Annotated in this window: 17 protein-coding genes; 6 read left to right on the top strand and 11 right to left on the bottom strand. The window is 43.3% G+C overall.

Translation table 11 applies throughout. The features are described from left to right. Positions 1-250 precede the first annotated feature (250 nt). From MKY14_RS26210 to MKY14_RS26185, 6 genes are all read right to left on the bottom strand, one after another. The gene (locus MKY14_RS26210) at positions 251-1,561 is read right to left on the bottom strand and encodes a 6-phospho-beta-glucosidase (protein WP_076186244.1); all 1,311 of its coding nucleotides are present in this window, start codon (positions 1,559-1,561) and stop codon (positions 251-253) included. A 6-nt stretch (positions 1,562-1,567) separates the two neighbouring features. After that, a complete protein-coding gene (locus MKY14_RS26205) occupies positions 1,568-2,563 on the bottom strand; it encodes an N-acetylglucosamine kinase (protein ID WP_340977701.1) in 996 nt (331 codons plus the stop codon). Between the two features lie 30 nt (positions 2,564-2,593). Further along, positions 2,594-3,583 (bottom strand): LacI family DNA-binding transcriptional regulator, encoded by a 990-nt coding sequence (locus MKY14_RS26200; protein ID WP_340977699.1) that lies wholly within the window; start codon positions 3,581-3,583, stop codon positions 2,594-2,596. Between the two features lie 135 nt (positions 3,584-3,718). Continuing rightward, a complete protein-coding gene (locus MKY14_RS26195; protein ID WP_340011744.1) occupies positions 3,719-5,104 on the bottom strand; it encodes an ABC transporter substrate-binding protein in 1,386 nt (461 codons plus the stop codon). Between the two features lie 52 nt (positions 5,105-5,156). After that, complete coding sequence (locus MKY14_RS26190; protein ID WP_076305124.1) at positions 5,157-6,035, bottom strand: carbohydrate ABC transporter permease; 879 nt, start codon at positions 6,033-6,035, stop codon at positions 5,157-5,159. Further along, entirely contained in the window at positions 6,032-6,925 is an 894-nt protein-coding gene (locus tag MKY14_RS26185; RefSeq protein WP_036687229.1) for a carbohydrate ABC transporter permease, read from the bottom strand. Before MKY14_RS26185 ends, MKY14_RS26190 begins: the two co-directional genes overlap by 4 nt. Positions 6,926-7,287: 362 nt before the next feature. On the opposite strand from MKY14_RS26185, the gene MKY14_RS26180 reads away from it, so the two are divergent. Continuing rightward, positions 7,288-8,085 (top strand): ATP-grasp domain-containing protein, encoded by a 798-nt coding sequence (locus tag MKY14_RS26180; RefSeq protein WP_340977698.1) that lies wholly within the window; start codon positions 7,288-7,290, stop codon positions 8,083-8,085. On the opposite strand, the gene MKY14_RS26175 is transcribed toward MKY14_RS26180, so the two are convergent. The 3 genes from MKY14_RS26175 to MKY14_RS26165 all read right to left on the bottom strand — a co-directional run bounded on the left by MKY14_RS26175 (position 8,080) and on the right by MKY14_RS26165 (position 11,208). Further along, positions 8,080-9,429: a bifunctional folylpolyglutamate synthase/dihydrofolate synthase gene (locus MKY14_RS26175; protein WP_340977697.1), complete on the bottom strand. Its 1,350-nt coding sequence runs from the start codon at positions 9,427-9,429 to the stop codon at positions 8,080-8,082. The genes MKY14_RS26180 and MKY14_RS26175 overlap by 6 nt on opposite strands. A 14-nt stretch (positions 9,430-9,443) precedes the next feature. Further along, positions 9,444-10,490 (bottom strand): hypothetical protein, encoded by a 1,047-nt coding sequence (locus MKY14_RS26170; RefSeq protein WP_340977696.1) that lies wholly within the window; start codon positions 10,488-10,490, stop codon positions 9,444-9,446. A 67-nt stretch (positions 10,491-10,557) separates the two neighbouring features. Further along, the gene (locus tag MKY14_RS26165) at positions 10,558-11,208 is read right to left on the bottom strand and encodes an N-formylglutamate amidohydrolase (protein ID WP_076192573.1); all 651 of its coding nucleotides are present in this window, start codon (positions 11,206-11,208) and stop codon (positions 10,558-10,560) included. Between the two features lie 333 nt (positions 11,209-11,541). Between MKY14_RS26165 and MKY14_RS26160 the strand changes: the two genes are divergently transcribed. The 5 genes from MKY14_RS26160 to MKY14_RS30890 all read left to right on the top strand — a co-directional run bounded on the left by MKY14_RS26160 (position 11,542) and on the right by MKY14_RS30890 (position 16,320). Next, positions 11,542-12,924 (top strand): ABC transporter substrate-binding protein, encoded by a 1,383-nt coding sequence (locus MKY14_RS26160; RefSeq protein ID WP_340977695.1) that lies wholly within the window; start codon positions 11,542-11,544, stop codon positions 12,922-12,924. Positions 12,925-13,084: 160 nt separating this feature from the next. Next, positions 13,085-13,927 carry a carbohydrate ABC transporter permease gene (locus MKY14_RS26155; protein WP_036687240.1) on the top strand — a complete coding sequence of 281 codons (843 nt, stop codon included), beginning with the start codon at positions 13,085-13,087 and terminating at the stop codon, positions 13,925-13,927. Continuing rightward, a complete protein-coding gene (locus MKY14_RS26150; RefSeq protein ID WP_036687243.1) occupies positions 13,927-14,760 on the top strand; it encodes a carbohydrate ABC transporter permease in 834 nt (277 codons plus the stop codon). The genes MKY14_RS26155 and MKY14_RS26150 overlap by 1 nt, the downstream gene beginning before the upstream one ends. Positions 14,761-14,924: 164 nt before the next feature. Beyond that, on the top strand, positions 14,925-15,956 hold the full coding sequence (locus tag MKY14_RS26145; protein ID WP_076126967.1) for a LacI family DNA-binding transcriptional regulator: 1,032 nt from the start codon (positions 14,925-14,927) through the stop codon (positions 15,954-15,956). 49 nt (positions 15,957-16,005) lie between these two features. Next, entirely contained in the window at positions 16,006-16,320 is a 315-nt protein-coding gene (locus MKY14_RS30890) for an ArsR/SmtB family transcription factor (RefSeq protein ID WP_081386378.1), read from the top strand. Positions 16,321-16,350: 30 nt separating this feature from the next. Here MKY14_RS30890 and MKY14_RS26140 read toward each other — a convergent pair whose 3' ends face one another. Continuing rightward, positions 16,351-16,581, bottom strand: a complete 231-nt coding sequence (locus MKY14_RS26140; protein ID WP_254847760.1) for a hypothetical protein — start codon at positions 16,579-16,581, stop codon at positions 16,351-16,353. A 22-nt stretch (positions 16,582-16,603) separates the two neighbouring features. Next, entirely contained in the window at positions 16,604-17,716 is a 1,113-nt protein-coding gene (locus MKY14_RS26135) for a GerAB/ArcD/ProY family transporter (protein ID WP_076219030.1), read from the bottom strand. Positions 17,717-17,735: the final 19 nt, after the last annotated feature.

Below are 17,735 nucleotides of genomic sequence, written 5' to 3'. Positions count from 1 at the left end.
CGCCGCTATTCAATTCGAAAGGGGTTATATTGGGTGGTTTTCATGCTAATAACGGCTATGGGGTCCGCTAGCACTCTAAAAATGTGAAAAAGCCGCTTTTAAGGTCAGCTGTGTCCGATAGCGAATTCGCTAAGTGCAAATTACCAAGATGCTTTATTCATTTTTGCTTCGGTAGCGAGTATCAGCAACAAGCGCAAAAAAAGAGACCGGGTTCGGTCTCTTTTAGTTATTTCTCGATAGGAGGTATGAATTAATTCGCAAAAAAGTTCGGCAGGAACTCTTTATTAGCTTCCAGCATTTCGTCCAGCATCCGAATCGCTACGTCCACGGACGGAACAAGCGGGTGATGTGCGAGCGCCTGAAGGGCAAGGGCGCGGTCTCCGGTTACAGCGGCGTCAATCGCCAGCTGTTCATAGGTTTTGACAGCATGAATGAGTCCTTTAGCCATGGTTGGAATTTTGGTCAGTGGCAGAGGTAGCGGGCCGTTTTTGGTGACCACGCAGTTCACCTCAATGCTGGCGTCATCTGGCAGGAAGTCCAATATGCCATGGTTAGCGACATTTAGGGTCTGAATGTCGTTTGATCCGTTATGGAGCGATCTCATGAGATTAACAGCTGCTTCTGAGTAAAAAGCACCGCCGCGCTGTTCCAGCTGCTTCGGCTTCTCGCTTAGCTCTAGATTGCCATAAAGCTCGAAGAGCTCTTCTTCTACACGTTTGACGACTTCAGCACGGTTAATGCCTTGCTTATGGGAGTCCATTTGCTCTTCGAGCATGGCATCGGTCATATAGAAATATTTTAAATAGTATGAGGGCAGTGCATGAAGGGATTGCAGGAATTCCGGGTTCCATTCTCTTGCCGGTACGTTCTTAGCGCTGTAGCTGGTTGTATCTGCAAGCATATCATCCAGCTTGTCTTCACCTTCAACATCGATACGAGTAATCCAGTGCAAGTGGTTGAGGCCCACAAATTCGGCATATACGCGGTCTGCTGCTACATTATATTTGGCAGAGACTTGCTTGATCAGGCCGATAGGTGCGTTGCACAGACCAATACTTTTTACCTTAGAATATTTCAGAACGGCTTCGGTGACCATCCCAGCAGGGTTAGTGAAATTGAGCAGCCATGCGTTGGGAGCCAGTTCCTCGATATCACGGCATACATCCAGAATAACAGGGATGGTGCGCAGTGCTTTCATCATTCCCCCAGGACCTGTTGTTTCTTGGCCAATAACGCCATATTTGAGCGGAATCGACTCATCACGAGCACGGGCATCAAGCATGCCGACACGCATCTGAGTGCTGACGAAGTCGGCGCCTTCGATCGCTTTACGGCGGTCTGTTGTTAGATGAACCTCAATCGGAAGGCCGGATTTCTCCACCATACGTTTTGCCAAGTTACCTACAATATTCAGCTTGCGAAGACCAGGCTCAATATCTACAAGCCATAATTCGCGCACGGGAAGTTCTTTATAGTGAAGAATGAATCCCTCTACTAATTCTGGGGTATACGAAGAACCTCCACCGATAACTGCAATCTTTAATCCTTGGTTAGCTGCCAAGATTAATCACTCCTGTCTTGTAGTTTGTTTGATCGATTCATAATCCTGAAATTTCCACATTTTCTCATATACTTCACTACTAAGGGTCAACCCATCTTGATCCATAGCTGACCATACTGCACCGACTACAGGCTCTGTGGCAAGGGTAACCACGGTTGCCTGAGGGGCTGCAGCGTGTACAGCTTTCTCGATAGGCTGGCGAATCCAACCGCGGTCCCCTCGGGTTAGCAGACTTCCTGCCAGCACCACATCGAAGGTCTCCTGCTCCATGCCTAGCTTGTGAATGATAGCTGCCGCAGACTTCCCTAGTTCAACCCCTTGCCGATGTAAAATCTCCAATGCTACGGCATCTCCTTCAGCTGCTGCTTCAAAGAGCAGGCGGGCAACATTTACAGGTACTTTTTTCCAATGATCGAGGAAATCGTGAAACATATGCCCAACTTCCTCATAACCTAACATTTTTAGCAGTAAGCCTGTTAATAGGGTGGGCTGTTCCCGGCCGTCCCAAGCTCGGATAACGGAACGAAACACCTCAATATTGAGTGCGCCACCCCCGCCAAAATCACCGTACATATAGTCAAAGCCGCCGCATTGATAATGCTCTCCCTGCAGGTTTCTGCCTGCTGAATTGGTGCCGGTGCCGCAGATGAGCGCGACACCATAAGGGCGATTCGTTCCGGCGCGTAGACCGATCATAGTGTCACAGTTAATGGTGTATTTGGTGAATCCTATCTGGCGTATCATCGGATGGAGAATAGCATAGTCGGCCTCGCGATCAGCACCGGCAAGTCCGAGATAGGTATGCTGGATGTCTTCCAACCGGAGTCCGGCTTCAGCCAGCGCCCCGAATGTGGCCTCTTGAATACTGTTGGCGGCCTCAAGGGCGCCTGTCTGGTGGTTGCCGTTACCACTCTTGCCTTTGCCAAGAACATTGCCATGTTCATCGCTTAGCAGAGCATAGGTTTTCGTGCCTCCCCCATCGATCCCCAAGTAGTAAGTCAATGGTCGTCACTCCTAGTGTATAAATTTAATCTACTCAGCTCCGGTAGATTCACGTACGATAAGTTCAGGATCAATCCGCATCCCGGCTCCACGTTTCATCTTTCCGGAGATGCGTTTGAGTAGCATATCCGCGGCTGCCAGCCCGATTTTGTCTGCAGGCTGACGTATTGTTGTCAGATGTGGATGAAGCTGTGAAGCAATATAATGATCGTCATAGCCGACCACTGCCACCTCTTCGGGTACCTGAGTGCCCGCTTCCATCAGGGCATTGATGACTCCAAGCGCGATATTGTCATCCCCGGCGAAGACGGCGGTGGGCAGCTTTCCTTCCTTCAGCCAACGTTTGCAGGTATCGTATCCCATCCCAATATCGAAATCACCAGGCACGATCTCAAAGGGGGCCAGTCCTTGTTCCTGAAGCGCCTGTAGAAATCCACTGCGCCGCTCCCGCGTACTCCGGAACATTTCCTGACCGCAGAGATGGGCGATTGAAGTGTGTCCCAGCTCCAGCAGATGACGCGTAGCTGCGTATCCCCCCTTGAAGTTGTCGATCGTGATGGAGTAGGTATCATTTTCGGGCTTCTGATTATCTATCAGCACATAAGGAATACCCCGCCGTTTTAACTCCACAATATAATTGTCCTCTTCCATCGGAGAGAGCAGAATTAAACCGTCTACACGATCCTCCTGAATTAAATAATGGCTATCATCCGATTCGATGCCTGTTGAGATGGATATGGCTAAAAAATAACCATGCATCGCTAATATTTCATTCAGCTCTTTGACCACTGCGTCAAAAAAGGAATCTTGCAGGGTAGTGACAATAATGCCGATAATTCCCGTCTTACCGCTTGCCAGACTGCGTGCCGCAGCGTTAGGGCGGTAATCCAGCTCTTTAATTGCCTCCAGCACCTTTTGGCGATTATTCTCGCGCACCGATTCGGCCCCATTTAACACCCGGGATACGGTTACAACGGATAATCCGGATTTTTTGGCTACATCAAAAATACTCACTTTCATCTTTAATTCTCCTCACGGCAGATTTTCCGATCCTGTTTTCTACTTTCAGTATACAGGGTTGGCAGACTGTCCGCTAAACGTATGATTTCACGCAGGTATACCGTCCCTAAAGGGGGCGGTATACCTGCCAAACAGTTATCGCTGAATGATCTCTGTAACCTTCTTCTGAATCGTCGCCATCACCTCTTCAACCGTCTTATGTCCGGTTTCTACTGGCTGCAATTCATTAATGAACATGTCATTAATTTGCGAGTAGTTGGTGATTAAGTGGTTATAGGATTCGAAGCCGTAGTTAACAGCACCCTCGTAGACATTTTTGATATCCTGTGGATCGATACCTTCAAAATGTTTATAGTAAGCTTCTGCAGCTTCGGTGTTGACTGGTGGGTTACCGCCACTAAGCTCAATGGATTTCTCTTGCACTTCGCTTGTGATCAGGTATTTGATCCATTCAAAAGCTTCCTTCGGATGTTTGGAGTCCTTCAAGATCAGCAGCGGATCGACATAAAGGGTGCTGCGTACCTTTTCGTTTCCTCCCCATGGTACAGCGGCTACGCCAATTTTGAAGGGGAAGTCATTTGCACCTGCAAGGTTCCATGAGCCTCCGATAGACATGCCGATTTTACCAGCAACAAAGGGATCGCCGTTCTGTCCAGCTACACTTTTGCTCCATTCGGAAGAAGGAGAGACTTTATCCTTAAAGACAAGATCAAAAAGCTTGTTGTAGGCAGCGATCACTTCAGGGGAGTCAAAATAAGTCTCGGAAGGCACGCCGCCATTAGTCCATGTATCTTCTGAGTAAGGCTCCGCTCCAAAATATAACGGCCGCATATCGCGTTCGGACCAAGTGAAGTCTACGCCATATTGAGTTTTGGCGATATCATCGGATACAAGCGTCATTTGTTTAGCTTCGTCGACCATTTTTTCAAACGTCCAGCTCTTATCTTCATAATCGCTTGTTGGATAAGTCAGTTTGGCCGCATCAAACATGTCTTTGTTATAGAGCATTAAGGTGACATACATATTGACCGGAATGCCGTAAGTGTGATCTTTAACCTTGTAGATACCCATTAGATTCTCTGGGATACTATAATCCTCTGCCTTGAAACCATCCTCTTTCATAAGGTCGGTCATATCGAACAACATACCCTTATTGTAGTATTCTGCGAAACCTCCATACCCCCAGTGACTTGTCACGTCGGGCGATTTGCCGCCGGCAATTAGCGTTTGCAGCTTGCTGTCGAACTGCTCATAAGGCGCTTTTTCCACTTTCACTTTAATATTCGGATGCAGCTTCTCGAAATCAGGGATTAATTTTTCGACAAATGTGCGGTCTTCTGAATCTATTGTGTAATGGGTAATCGTTACCGTTTCTGCTTTGCCTCCAGAATTAGTAGAGTCAACGTTTCCTCCAGATAGGGCGTTACCCGCCGATTTGCCGCCGCTACAGCCTGATAAGGCTAGAACAACGAGCATGGTTGCTGCAAGTAAAAGCGCAATACTTTTCCTGTTCTTGTTCATTAGCTAAACCCTCCATGATTTCAAGTATATTTGGCCGCCGGATGGCGGATTATTACTTAATCCCTGTAAGTACAATCCCTTCGACGAACTGTTTCTGGGCTACAGCAAACAGCGTAACGATTGGGACCATAGCTAGAACTGAAGCAACCATTAGCAGATGCCAAGGTGGAATGCGGAACCTCGATGAGGTAAGAGAAGCCATCCCGACGGGTAGCGTGAACTTATCTGATGAGCTTAAGTAAAGCACTGGCGTAAGCAGATCATTCCAGTTGTAGATAAAAGCAAAGATAGCTACGGTTGCAAGTGCAGGTTTGGAGAGTGGGATTGCTATGGTAGCCCACATCCGTATTTCACCACAGCCATCAATGCGTCCGGCATCAAACAGCTCTTCAGGCAATGTGGAGAAGAATTGGCGCAGCAGAAAAATATTATAGGCTGAGCCGAAGAAAGCAGGCACGATCAGGGGTAAAAAGGTATCTATCCAGTTCATTTGCGAAAAGAGTACAAATTGCGGAATCATAATGGCCGGATAGGGTAACATCATGGTGCTCAGCAGCAGGATGAACCACACCTGATTACCTGTACCTCTGAATCTGGCGAATCCATAGGCAACCAGCGCCGAAGAAATCAAGGTTCCCACAACACTAAAGCCGGCGATAATCAGACTGTTTTTATAAAGAGTACCGAACTGCAGGGTATCAAATATTTCTGTGTAATTGCTCCACTGCCAGCTCTCCGGAAGAAAGGTGGGTGGGAACTTCAGCATCTCGCGTTTGGACTTAAGTGAAGTGGAGACCATGAAGAACAAAGGAAGCAGCATCAGAAATGTTGTAACTACTAGAGTAATAAAGCTGAAAATCTTAACAGGCTCCGCTTTCCGGCGGCGGTTTGTTCCTTTAGTCCGGGGGCTTAGCGCTCTGACTGTACTCATTTGCGTCCGCCTCCTTCATAGTGAACATAACGGTTAGACAATTTCATAATAAGTGCGGTGCACAGCATAACTACGATAAGGAGCACCCATGCCAAGGCTGAGGAATAACCGGCACGATATTCTTTGAAAGCGCTGGTGTAGAGATTATAGACATAGAACCAGGTAGAGTAATTCGGCCCCCCTTGAGTCATGACAAAAGCTTGGGTAAAGACTTGGAAGGAATCAATCAGTCCCATAATCAGTTGGAAGAGCAGCACGGGAGAGATCATCGGTAAGGTAATGTTCAGGAAGATTCTGAAGCGCCCGGCACCGTCAAGGTTAGCGGCTTCGATCAAGCTAGCCGGTACGCCTTGCAGACCTGCGAGGAATAAAATCATTCCTGAGCCTGCTGTCCAGAAGGTCATGATGATTAAGGCATATAGAGCAGTGTCTGGGTTCATCAGCCAAGCTGGTCCATGAATGCCGAACCAGGAAAGGATGTAATTGAAGAGCCCGATCTGCGGGTTGAAGATCCAGTACCACAGCAGGGACATGGCCACGCCGGATACCATGCTTGGGAAATACATTGCTGTTCTGAAAAAGCCGCGCAAAGGAATGGTCTGGTGGAGCAATAGCGCAAAGCCAAGACCGAGTGCAAGCTGGATAGGTACACCGATGAAGGTATATCTCAGCGTGACAACCACCGATTTCCAGAACAGGTCATTGTGAAACATCTCTGTGTAGTTAGCGAGCCCGATAAATTTAGGTGGGTGTATGATGTCATAATCAGTAAAGCTGAAGTAAAGCGATGATAAGATAGGATAAAGGGCGAATACTAGGAAGCCGATAATCCAAGGAGAAATGAACAGATACATATAGAACGTCTGCCGCCTGTTCTCGCGATTGATCATGACACACCAACCTCTCGTTTTAAAAGTATAAGCGCTTTAACTTTTGATCATGCTAACACTATTAATTAGCAATAATACTAGGTACCTATAGATTAAAGTTTAACCGCTTTAACTTTTTGTTTCGCTTTAATAAGCTTATCATAGAGGATGATCTCTAAATAATCAACACTTATTTTAACTATAAAAGCGCTGTCAGTCATTAAACGTAACATACAGTCTGTCATTTTTGTGAAAAAGGGACCTGAAATAAGATTCGGGAGATTATTGTGTTAACTATTATAACGTAATATTATTATTTTTTATTAATATTTCTCATGCTATGATTAGGTTTGGTCATATTTTGTTAGAAATGAGGAAACTGAATGACGACTAGACCTTACTTAAAAATGATCCAGCATTCTGTTACAGCCTCAGGGATTAGCTTTGAGGAAATTACACCGAATTTCGTATATAGAGCGACAGATGGAGTGAAATCATTTGTGATGGTAGACGCTGAGATCGGACTAAACAACAGTGCTTCTACGATCATTGCCATGAGTAAATCTCTAACTTATGATGTTTTGCATAAGGCGAATATCCCAGCCGTAGAACATATTTATTTGCCGCATCCAGACTCCAAATTTAGCAATTTGAATCCTTATCGATTGGCTGAGCGTTATTTCCAAGCGTGCAATGGGGAGGTAGTTATGAAGCAGGATAACGGGGCGCAGGGCAATCATGTGTACAAAATCAATGAGATAGCCGATCTGCATGAAAAGCTGGATTTATTATTTTCTTTACAGCTTAATGGGGCAATAGGTCCTTATTATGAAGCGGAGATTGAGTATAGAATTGTAACTTTTAATCATCAGGCGCGTGTATTCCTTGGCAAAAAAAGAGTTCGTTCGTGGAAGCACAATTTGATTAACGGAGCTGTTACGATTGAGGTGAAAGATCAGGCCAAACAAGAGGCGCTGGCGGAGCTTGCCTCCCGGACCTCTAAAGCGCTGGGCCTTGATTTCTGCTCAGTAGATATCTTAGAGACAAATCAAGGCTTGTTGGTGATCGAAGTCAATCATAAGGTAATGTTAGATGAATATTGCAAGCAAAATCCAAGTGAAGTACCTGGCCTCTCAGACCTTTACAGGGAAGTTATTCTTCAGCGTATGAATCAGTTATAAGCCGATATTCAGCAGCGATTGCCCGAATAATCTTTTGGCATTTCCGATTAGAGTTTGCGTACCCACGATTACAATAATCTCGGAAGGTGATTGTTCTTTAACATACGTGAGAGCGTCCTCTAAATAAGGGAATTCGGAACTTTTTTCGAGAAAACTTTTAGCGATAAGCGGAGCATCCGTTGGGAAAATTAGATGGCTTATATCGGGTTTGGTTACGATTAGTTGATCCGAGACTGTACTCATGACTTCGATGACCCCTGTGTAATCTTTATCCTTAGGGACACCGATGATGGATGTGACGGTACGGCTGCGCTCAGGATTCACTAATTGAATAAGTTCAGCCAGATAGCTTGCAGAATCTCTATGAATAGCTCCGTCAATAATCGTCAGTGGGTCATGACAGATAACTTCACAACGTCCCGGCCATTGTAATTGTTCAAAACAGTGATGTACGATCTCCTGATCAAGGGGTCCCCCTGTAATCTCTTCACAAAGTGCGACTGCGCTGGCAGCATTGACCGCTTGAAACTGTCCCAATAGCGGAAGGGTCAAGGCTGGATAAACGGCTGGCTTCGTCCGGACATCAAAAGTAGTTCCGACAGAAGTGGTTGTGATAGATTCAGCTAAAAACTGTTCTTCATAATATTGCACAGGGTTGGAGGAGAGGTTGTCCTTCATGATCGCAAGAACGTCGGATTTCTGTTTGCTAACATAGACGGTTGTTGTGTTGTTTTTGACAATCCCCAGCTTGTGCAGTGTAATGCTGTTCAGATCAGGTCCCAAATGGGCTACATGCTCTTCCATAATCGGGGTAATGACAGCCCAGTCATTGCTCAGGACATTGGTGTCATCAAACCTTCCTCCTCTACCGCATTCAATCACATTGATATCTGTACCCTTCTCCTTAAAGTACAAAGCCGCAATAGCCAAAGCAACCCCAACCGGACCTTGATATTCATCAGCAGCAAGCTGCTCTTCGATCTGGTGGAAGCCCCCGCGAATTACATTACCTAATCGTACAAAATCTTCTGTGGCTATTGCCTGCCCATTGATCCGGATTCTTTCGTTGAAATCTACCAGGTGAGGGGAGGTGAATAACCCCACTTTATATCCCAAGTGACTTAACAGAGAGGAAATAAATCTAGAGGTGGAGCCCTTACCTTTACTGCCTGTGACCAGTATGTATTTTTGATTGCGATCCGGACTTCCGACTGCATCCAGTAATGCTCTGGTTAACTCCGGTTTTCTAACTTCTTCATCCAAAGTCTCTGTAATGTTGTTAATGGCCCTTAGGTAAGAGCTGTAGATCATATCTTCTACTTGGGATTGTGAAGTGAATTCCACGGAAATCCCTCCATTTAATTAATTTTGGCGCGTTCCTCAGATAGTGTTGTGTAGATGATAATCGGAAGTAACACAAGAGAAATGATGATGGTCAGAGCGATGCTCCAGTTCAAATCCTTATATAGCTGTACTATGGTGAACAACAAAGCGATAACAGGTAAGACCAGTTTGTTTAAGTGCTTTAGGAATAAGGAGTACATACTTCTTTTTACGGTAACTGATGTGCCGATGCTTGGGATTTCTAACTCGTTACGCGATAAGGCGGTGATCCCGATAAATAAGTGGCCGTCGATAAATTTAAGCTGCTCATTATCCGCATGAAGCTTGACTGACTGGGCAATATGCTCCGTATCGATGTCTAAGATGGGGATGGTGATTTGTTTGGAATTATAGGAGATCACGATCTGATCTGTTTCTTCCATGCCTAGCAGTTTTCTAACATTCGGATGAATTCTGCATAAATTCTGGTGCTCATCAAAAGGGTAAGGATGACCCACTCTGAGGGTGAGCTCTCTTTTGCCAATAAAAAAGTTCCCTAATGCACTTAAGGGCCGTTGGATCAGTTGATTTATAAGTTTATGTATGCCTGGCTTGGGTTGAGAACGCGTCCTAGCGCGAGTAATGATTAATGGGTCATGCCCCTCGGAATGGGTTTCAAGCAATAACATAATGTATCTGTTGAAGTAAAGGGTATTCGGTTTGGCTGTGCTATCTTCTCGTAAAGTTAGGTTTACCCGGAAGCCATTTTTGGGATTGATAAGTTCTACTTGATTCGTATATTTACGGACGAGTGCTGGACAGGCTTTTACATAGGGTTTGGCAATCTCGTCCACTTTAGGAATTCCCCGAAGAACTGTGTCGTATTCTGGCTTCGTTATTGTTAATCCTGTAGTCAGGCAGTCCCCGAGCTTGTCCTTTGCCCGCTTGGATAATTGGATTGTACCTCTTGGCACCTCATCTGCCGATAAAATTAAACAGCTGACTTTGACACCATTCTCTGCTGTAAGATCAACGAAGATATGCTGGACTAAACCTAATTCCTTTAACTCTTCGGAGTTCATTGTGATTTCTTCACGAGGTTGAAGGCTTTGTTTGTCTAGAATAGTAAAGGTTTGCTCGATAATAATGTCAGACACCGCCCAATAGTTTAATGATTTGTTCAAGGGAATGAATGGTTTTTTGGAATAAATCAAACGCATTCGGGTTACGATAATTTCGATTAATTTCAATTTGAATACTTTGAACTAACAATTCCTTAGCGCAATATGAAGTAATCGTTCCAGGATGGGATGCAGAAAATGTATGATTTTGTCGAACATTGGTAATACCATTATTGTTAAAGATGCCTATGACGTCATTTAAATTATTCTCTCGTATAGAGGTTCCGTACAGTGTCCCTAGGTCAATATCAAACTCTCGAAGTTTGGAAGCTCCGTGCAGATCGATCACAAACTGAATGCGATGTTCTTTGACAAGCGCTCGTAGCGCAGCCTTATATTCTCCACCTAAGATGTAATTTGGGTCTTCTTTGGAAAAGCTATTCGAATAAATACAGTAGCAATTGGTGAGCTTTTGTAACAAGAGGGCAAGGGAGCCTGTATACATGTCAGCTGGTTTTACAGCATGTTCTCGAAAATGATTAATGGCATGTGGAGCTGAGACAAGTACAGGAAGGGAGCCTTCTACAATCGAGTAGGAGGGATCTACCCCGATATCGCCAAAATAATTATTATTGGAGAATTGTAGCTCATACTGTTCGATCAGAGATAAAATATGCAATCACCTATTCATAGTTATTTAATGGGTCGTTAACCATTAGTATGTCCTAAGCATTCACCATTCATGAATAAGGATGAATCTATTATAACGCTTGCAAGGTTTGCCGTGGGCAGTTTTTCCATAAAATGATTCTAAAAGATTGGCTATTGAAAAGTTCAAAATGGTGTGCTAATATTTCAATTGAAAACGTTACCGATAAGGATACCGAGAAGGATACCAAAAAGTAGGCTGGGGATTACTTAAGCAAATGAAAACGCTGACATAATTTTCACTAACAGCATCGGAACGTCTTCATGCGAAGTAATCTAATAAAAAGTACGAGGGGGAAGAAGAATGAAGAATATCAAAAAATATTTAGGGCTCATGTTAGTAATGTCTATGGTTGTTGTCTTAGCGGCAGGATGTGGGAATAAAGAAAATAATTCTGCATCCAATGATGGAAACGCTACATCTGGTAAAAAAGGGTCAGTTTATTTCTTGAACTTCAAACCTGAGATTGCAGAAATATATGAAAAGATCGCTAAGGATTACGAAGCAGAAACAGGAGTTAAGGTAAAAGTCGTAACGGCTGCTGCGGGTACTTACGAAACTAAATTGAAATCCGAAATCTCCAAGTCTGAAGCGCCAACTATTTTCCAAATTAACGGACCTGTTGGTTTTCAATCCTGGAAAGATTACACCTTGGATTTGAAAGATACTAAGCTTTACAGCTATCTGTCCGACAAAAGCTTGGCTGTAACTGAAGGTGAAGGCGTGTATGGTATCCCTTACGTAGTTGAAGGATACGGCATCATCTACAACGACGCAATTATGAAGAAATACTTCGCTTTGGCTGATAAAGCGGTATCGATCTCCTCCACAACTGAGATCAATAACTTCGACACTTTGAAAGCAGTAGTAGAAGATATGACGGCTAAAAAAGACCAACTGGGCATTAAAGGTGTATTCGCCTCCACTTCCCTCGCTGCTGGTGAGCAATGGAGATGGCAGACTCACCTTGCAAACTTGCCGCTGTACTATGAATTCAAAGACAATACTGAGTTTGACAACACCGTTCTTGCGGGTCTAGCTTCTAAAGAAGTTGAATTCAAATACAACGATAAATATAAAAACATCTTCGATCTGTACATCAAGAACTCTGTAACTAAAGAATCCTTGCTGGGTAGTAAATCCGTAGCTGACTCCATGGCTGAATTTGCACTTGGTAACGCAGCTATGGTTCAAAATGGTAACTGGGCTTGGTCACAAATCAACGATGTTGACGGTAACGTAGTTAAAGCTGAAGAAATCAAATTCTTGCCTATCTACACAGGTATGGAAGGCGAAGAAAAACAAGGTTTGGCTGTAGGTACAGAAAACTATTTCGCAATCAACAGCAAAGTATCTGCTGAGAACCAACAAGCTTCTATCGCTTTCCTGGAATGGTTGTTCTCCAGTGAAAAAGGTAAAGCTTATGTAACTAACGATCTAGGCTTCATCGCACCATTCAATACCTTTGAAGACAGCGAAAAACCAGCAGATCCACTTGCTAAAGAAGTATCTGCTTGGATGGAAAAAGATCTTACTTCTGTAGCTTGGACATTCGCAGCATTCCCAAGTGAAGAATTCAAAAACGTCTTTGGTGATGCGCTCTTGCAATACGCTCAAGGAAACAAAACTTGGGATGAAGTTGTAACCATCTTCAAGGACACTTGGAAGGCTGAAAAAGCAAAATAATAAATGCATGGAAAGATGCTTGAATAACTCTCAGTTGTCATACAGATAAAAGCTTAGTGCCACTGGGCTCCCTCGGGATTCAGTGGCACTAAGCAACAATTGGAGTGGATCTTGCTACATCTGTTTCATCATTTTCCATACTGAGATAGGAGAAGACTCCATGGAAAAATCGATAAAAAAATATTTTGCTCTTTTTGCATTACCGACCATAATAGCCTTTGGAATTGCCTTTGTGATCCCTTTTCTTTTGGGTATATATTTGTCTTTTACAGAGTTTACTACAGTCAATGATGCAACATGGATAGGGTTTGGCAATTACGCTAAAGCTTTTTCGAATCAAGAGTTTCTAAATGCATTAGGTTTCACCGTTAAATTCACAGTTTTATCTGTTCTTACTATTAATGTGTTCGCCTTCATCTTGGCGATGTTATTAACTAGAAAGCTAAAAGGTACCAACGTATTTAGAACGATCTTCTTTATGCCTAACTTGATAGGCGGTATCGTATTAGGATACATCTGGCAGTTGATTTTTAATGGGATTTTGTACAAATTTGGTGTCACTTTGACCTCTGATGCAACGTATGGATTTTGGGGACTAATCGTTCTTATGAATTGGCAATTGATAGGGTACATGATGATTATCTATGTTGCAGGTATTCAGAATGTTCCTAAAGATATAGTAGAAGCCGCAAGAATTGATGGAGCTTCACGTTCTAAGATTTTGCGTAATGTGACTATTCCACTCGTAATGCCGTCCATTACTATTTGTTTATTCTTAACCTTATCCAATTCATTTAAATTGTTTGACCAGAACTTAGCGTTGACCGCTGGTGCTCCTTCTAAGCAGACCTCCATGTTAGCACTGGACATCTACAATACATTCTACGGAAAATCAGGATGGGAAGGTGTCGGTCAAGCGAAAGCCGTCGTATTCTTTGCTTTAGTAGCCTTAATCGCCTTAATACAACTTGTCATTACTAGAAGAAAGGAGGTTGAGAACTAATGCAAAAGACTAGAGCAAAAGATTACTCTATATTCACCATTTTGTTGGTCTTGGCCATTGCGTTCTTATCTCCTATTTTTATTGTTCTGATGAACTCCTTCAAGGGTAAGTTCTACATTAGTGATACGCCGTTCTTATTCCCTAATGAGACTACGTTTGTTGGTTTAAAGAACTATACTAGTGGTGTAGCAAAGATTGATTTCTTCAGTGCCTTCGGAATGTCCTTGTTTATTACGGTATGCTCGGTGGCTGTGATCGTGTTATTTACTTCCATGACTGCATGGTACATTACCCGGGTGAAGTCCAAATTCACAGGCATGATGTATTATGCGTTTGTATTCTCGATGATCGTGCCTTTCCAAATGGTTATGTTCACAATGACTAAGACTGCAAACGTGCTGCATCTCGACAATCCGATTGGGATTATCTTAATCTATTTAGGGTTTGGATCAGGGCTATCTGTGTTTATGTTTAGCGGATTTGTGAAGTCTATCCCGCTTGAGGTTGAAGAAGCGGTAATGATTGATGGCTGTAATCCACCTCAGGCCTTCTTTAAAGTGGTATTGCCCATCCTGAAACCTATTGCTGTAACTGTAGCTATCCTTAATGTAATGTGGGTATGGAACGACTTCCTATTGCCAGACCTGCTGATAGGTACAGAGTATAAAACGATTCCTATTGCGATCCAGTACCTAAAAGGTGGATACGGATCGATTGACATGGGAGCTATGATGGCGATGCTGGTCTTAGCTATTGTGCCAATCATCATTTTCTACCTGACTTGTCAAAAGTACATCATCGAAGGTGTCGTTGCAGGTGCGGTTAAGGGTTAAGCTTGATCTACCTCGTTAAATAAATTAATATTCATGTAAGAAGCGAGTAGGGTGTTTTTCTTGGTGGGTGACCATCAGGAATCCCCTGCTTTCTTATTTTGACTATGAAGTTGAATAAGGATTAAGGAGTTTGATAGATACTAACAAGTAAAGGATAGATAGAAATGGAGAGACTGACTATTATAGACATCGCCAAATTATGCGGTGTTGGCGTGACTACTGTATCAAGGGCTATTAACAATCATCCGGATATTAATGAAGAAACAAAAGCGATGGTTATGAGGGTTATCAAAGAAAATCATTATGTCCCGAACAACAGTGCAAGAAATTTAAAACGTTCTGATTCGAAAACGATTGCAGTATTGATTAAAGGGATATCCAATCCATTTTTTAGCCCGATGATCAAAGTGTTCGAAAAAGAGATTCAACGCAAGAAATACTCCTTCATCCTACAGCGAGTTGATGAGAATCAAGATGAGATCGAAGTGGCGATTGAGCTGGAGAAAGAAAAAAGGCTAAAGGGAATTGTCTTTTTAGGAGGGCTATTCTCACACTCTCAAGAGAAATTACAGCAATTAACGGTTCCATTTGTCCTTAGTACGATCGGAATGACGGAAGAGTTTGATTTGAGCGACTATTCTTCTGTATCTGTCGATGACTTTAATGAGAGCTATAAGATTGTGGACTATTTATGTAATCTGGGGCATGAGAAAATCGCAGTCATTACTGCACCAGAAGAAGATGTAAGTATCGGTAAGTTAAGATATGAAGGTTATAAAAGGGCTTTAGCTGATCATGGAATCGCTTATAATGAGCGGCTAGTGCGGCGGATGAAAGAGGATATCGACAGTTACAGTATGGAAAATGGGTATGCGGTTACAAAAGAATTGCTAGAGTTAGGTGAAGAGTTCACCGCTATTTTTACCTTATCAGATAGTATGGCTATCGGCGCCTGTAAGGCAATATTTGAAGCGGGCAAGCAAGTCCCGGAAGATTACTCTGTGGCTGGTTATGACGGATTGGATATTTCCTTCTATTATAATCCTTCTATTACTACCATCAAACAGCCGGTAGTGGAGATTGCGGAAGCTACGATTAAGATTCTTTTTGATCTCATCAATAAGAAGGTTAAGCATGCGCATCAGATTTTCCCGGCAGAATTAATAGTTAGAGAATCTACAAGGTCTTTATTGTAGTTTCAACAAGTGAGTATGTTTAAGTTTATTTACGAATCGGGGTGGGGAGATAGAACCGCAAGAGATTAAACCTAACGATATCAACAGCATCACACGGTTTCTCACCGCATTTGGTGATCCTACTCGGATTCGGATTGTTACGTTATTAGGGAATAAAGGTCGGCTGAATGTTGGGGAAATTGCAGGTGAATTCGAAATAAGCAGGCCAGCGATTTCACATCATCTCAAAATCCTACGGGATGCCCGCATTGTTGACCATAAAAAGAGAGGCCAGGAAGTCTATTACTGGCTGGCGCGTGAACGGCTAGCAACAAACTTTAGGGCGCTTGCTGATTTGGCAATGTCGTTTAATCATGGGGACTAAGCCATCTCAAGGGAATGGTTCAGTCCCATTTTAGGATAACCAGGCATTTACCATATCGGAGACGGGTTTATAGATAAATATCATCCATCCCAATGGGTTAGAGACCGAAATATGTAACGCATTAATAAGACTGAAGAAAGTTCCCAGCAACAGAAGAAATGAGAAAACCCACATCTCCTTGATTAATTTTTTCCTCCACATCAGGGGAACTTCAATGGCTGCTATAACGGCTACAACTATGAGAATCACTACTATACCCAATATTCACAACCTCCCAAACCATCTAGTTTCGAGATATTAAGTCTTTGCTCAGTGCTCTTCTGAACATTACTACGCTTAACAAAACCAGGGGTAGAAATAACCCAAAGGTTATAACATAATACACCCAATAATTATCAAAAATTTCGCCGTAATAAGTGTAATTTGGGGCTATAAGAGGTGCTAGTGCGACCAAAATCAACCCTGTCGGTAAGGATAACACTCGATACTCCTTCAATTTTAATAATTGGGACAACCCCAGAATAAAAGCATAGAAATACAAAGTTACTTTTATAAAGAAAGTTAACATCCACTGTAGAGCTATCATGGCTTCCACCCGCTCAAAGATTCCACCAACAGATATGCGCCTTGCGATGTTATAGCTGGGATATATATCTCTGGCCGTCAGATCCGGACCTAAGACCAGTATGGAGACGATGAGCGTTATGAAAATTACAGTCCCCCCTAGGAGGGTGCCTTGTAAAAAACTCCTTGTTATCTTTTGTTGTTTATCTACATAAGGAAGTATCATTAGAAAGACGACTGGTTCTAAAAAAGTGTAGGCCGTAATGGGAATAGTCCCTCTCAGTACTGGCTTTATTCCATCTTCCAGGATGGGGAATATTCTGATAATTTCCATCTGAGGAACAATTGCGACCGTCAGGATCAGAAATAGGATAACGACCATTGGAGTGAAGATCTCTCCCGCTCGTCCGATAACCTCAATACCGAGCCGCGTTGCCATAATTACGATAAGTATAAATAAGAGCAGGATGGCCGGGATAGGAGTTCCAGGCAACATTTCTGAAATCACAAAATCACTGATCTCCCTCATACTTCCAGCGATAACTATAAGAAAAAACAATAAAGTCATAAGCGATAGAATAGTCCCAAGCCATTTTCCGAAGACCTTTTGAATTGCCTCAATAAGCGTTAATTTGGGATATAACTTTGCGAACTTGCTGTACATATAGTTGGCCAGCAAACCTAATGCCATTCCAATTAAAGCTGAAATCCAGGCGTTTTGTGTGGCGTAGTGTGTGGATGAAGAAGGGATTATAAGGATGGAATCCCCAATAGTAAGGAGCATAACCAGTAAGGTTAGCTGGCGAGTACTTATTTTTCCCTTTTCCAACATGGTTTTGTTCACTCCAATT

Origin of the sequence: Paenibacillus sp. FSL R5-0887 (genome assembly GCF_038002305.1) — a bacterium.
Lineage (GTDB): Bacteria > Bacillota > Bacilli > Paenibacillales > Paenibacillaceae > Paenibacillus_AQ > Paenibacillus_AQ odorifer.
The sequence above is the reverse complement of the archived record's forward strand: the minus strand, read 5'-3'. Positions and strand labels throughout refer to the sequence as shown.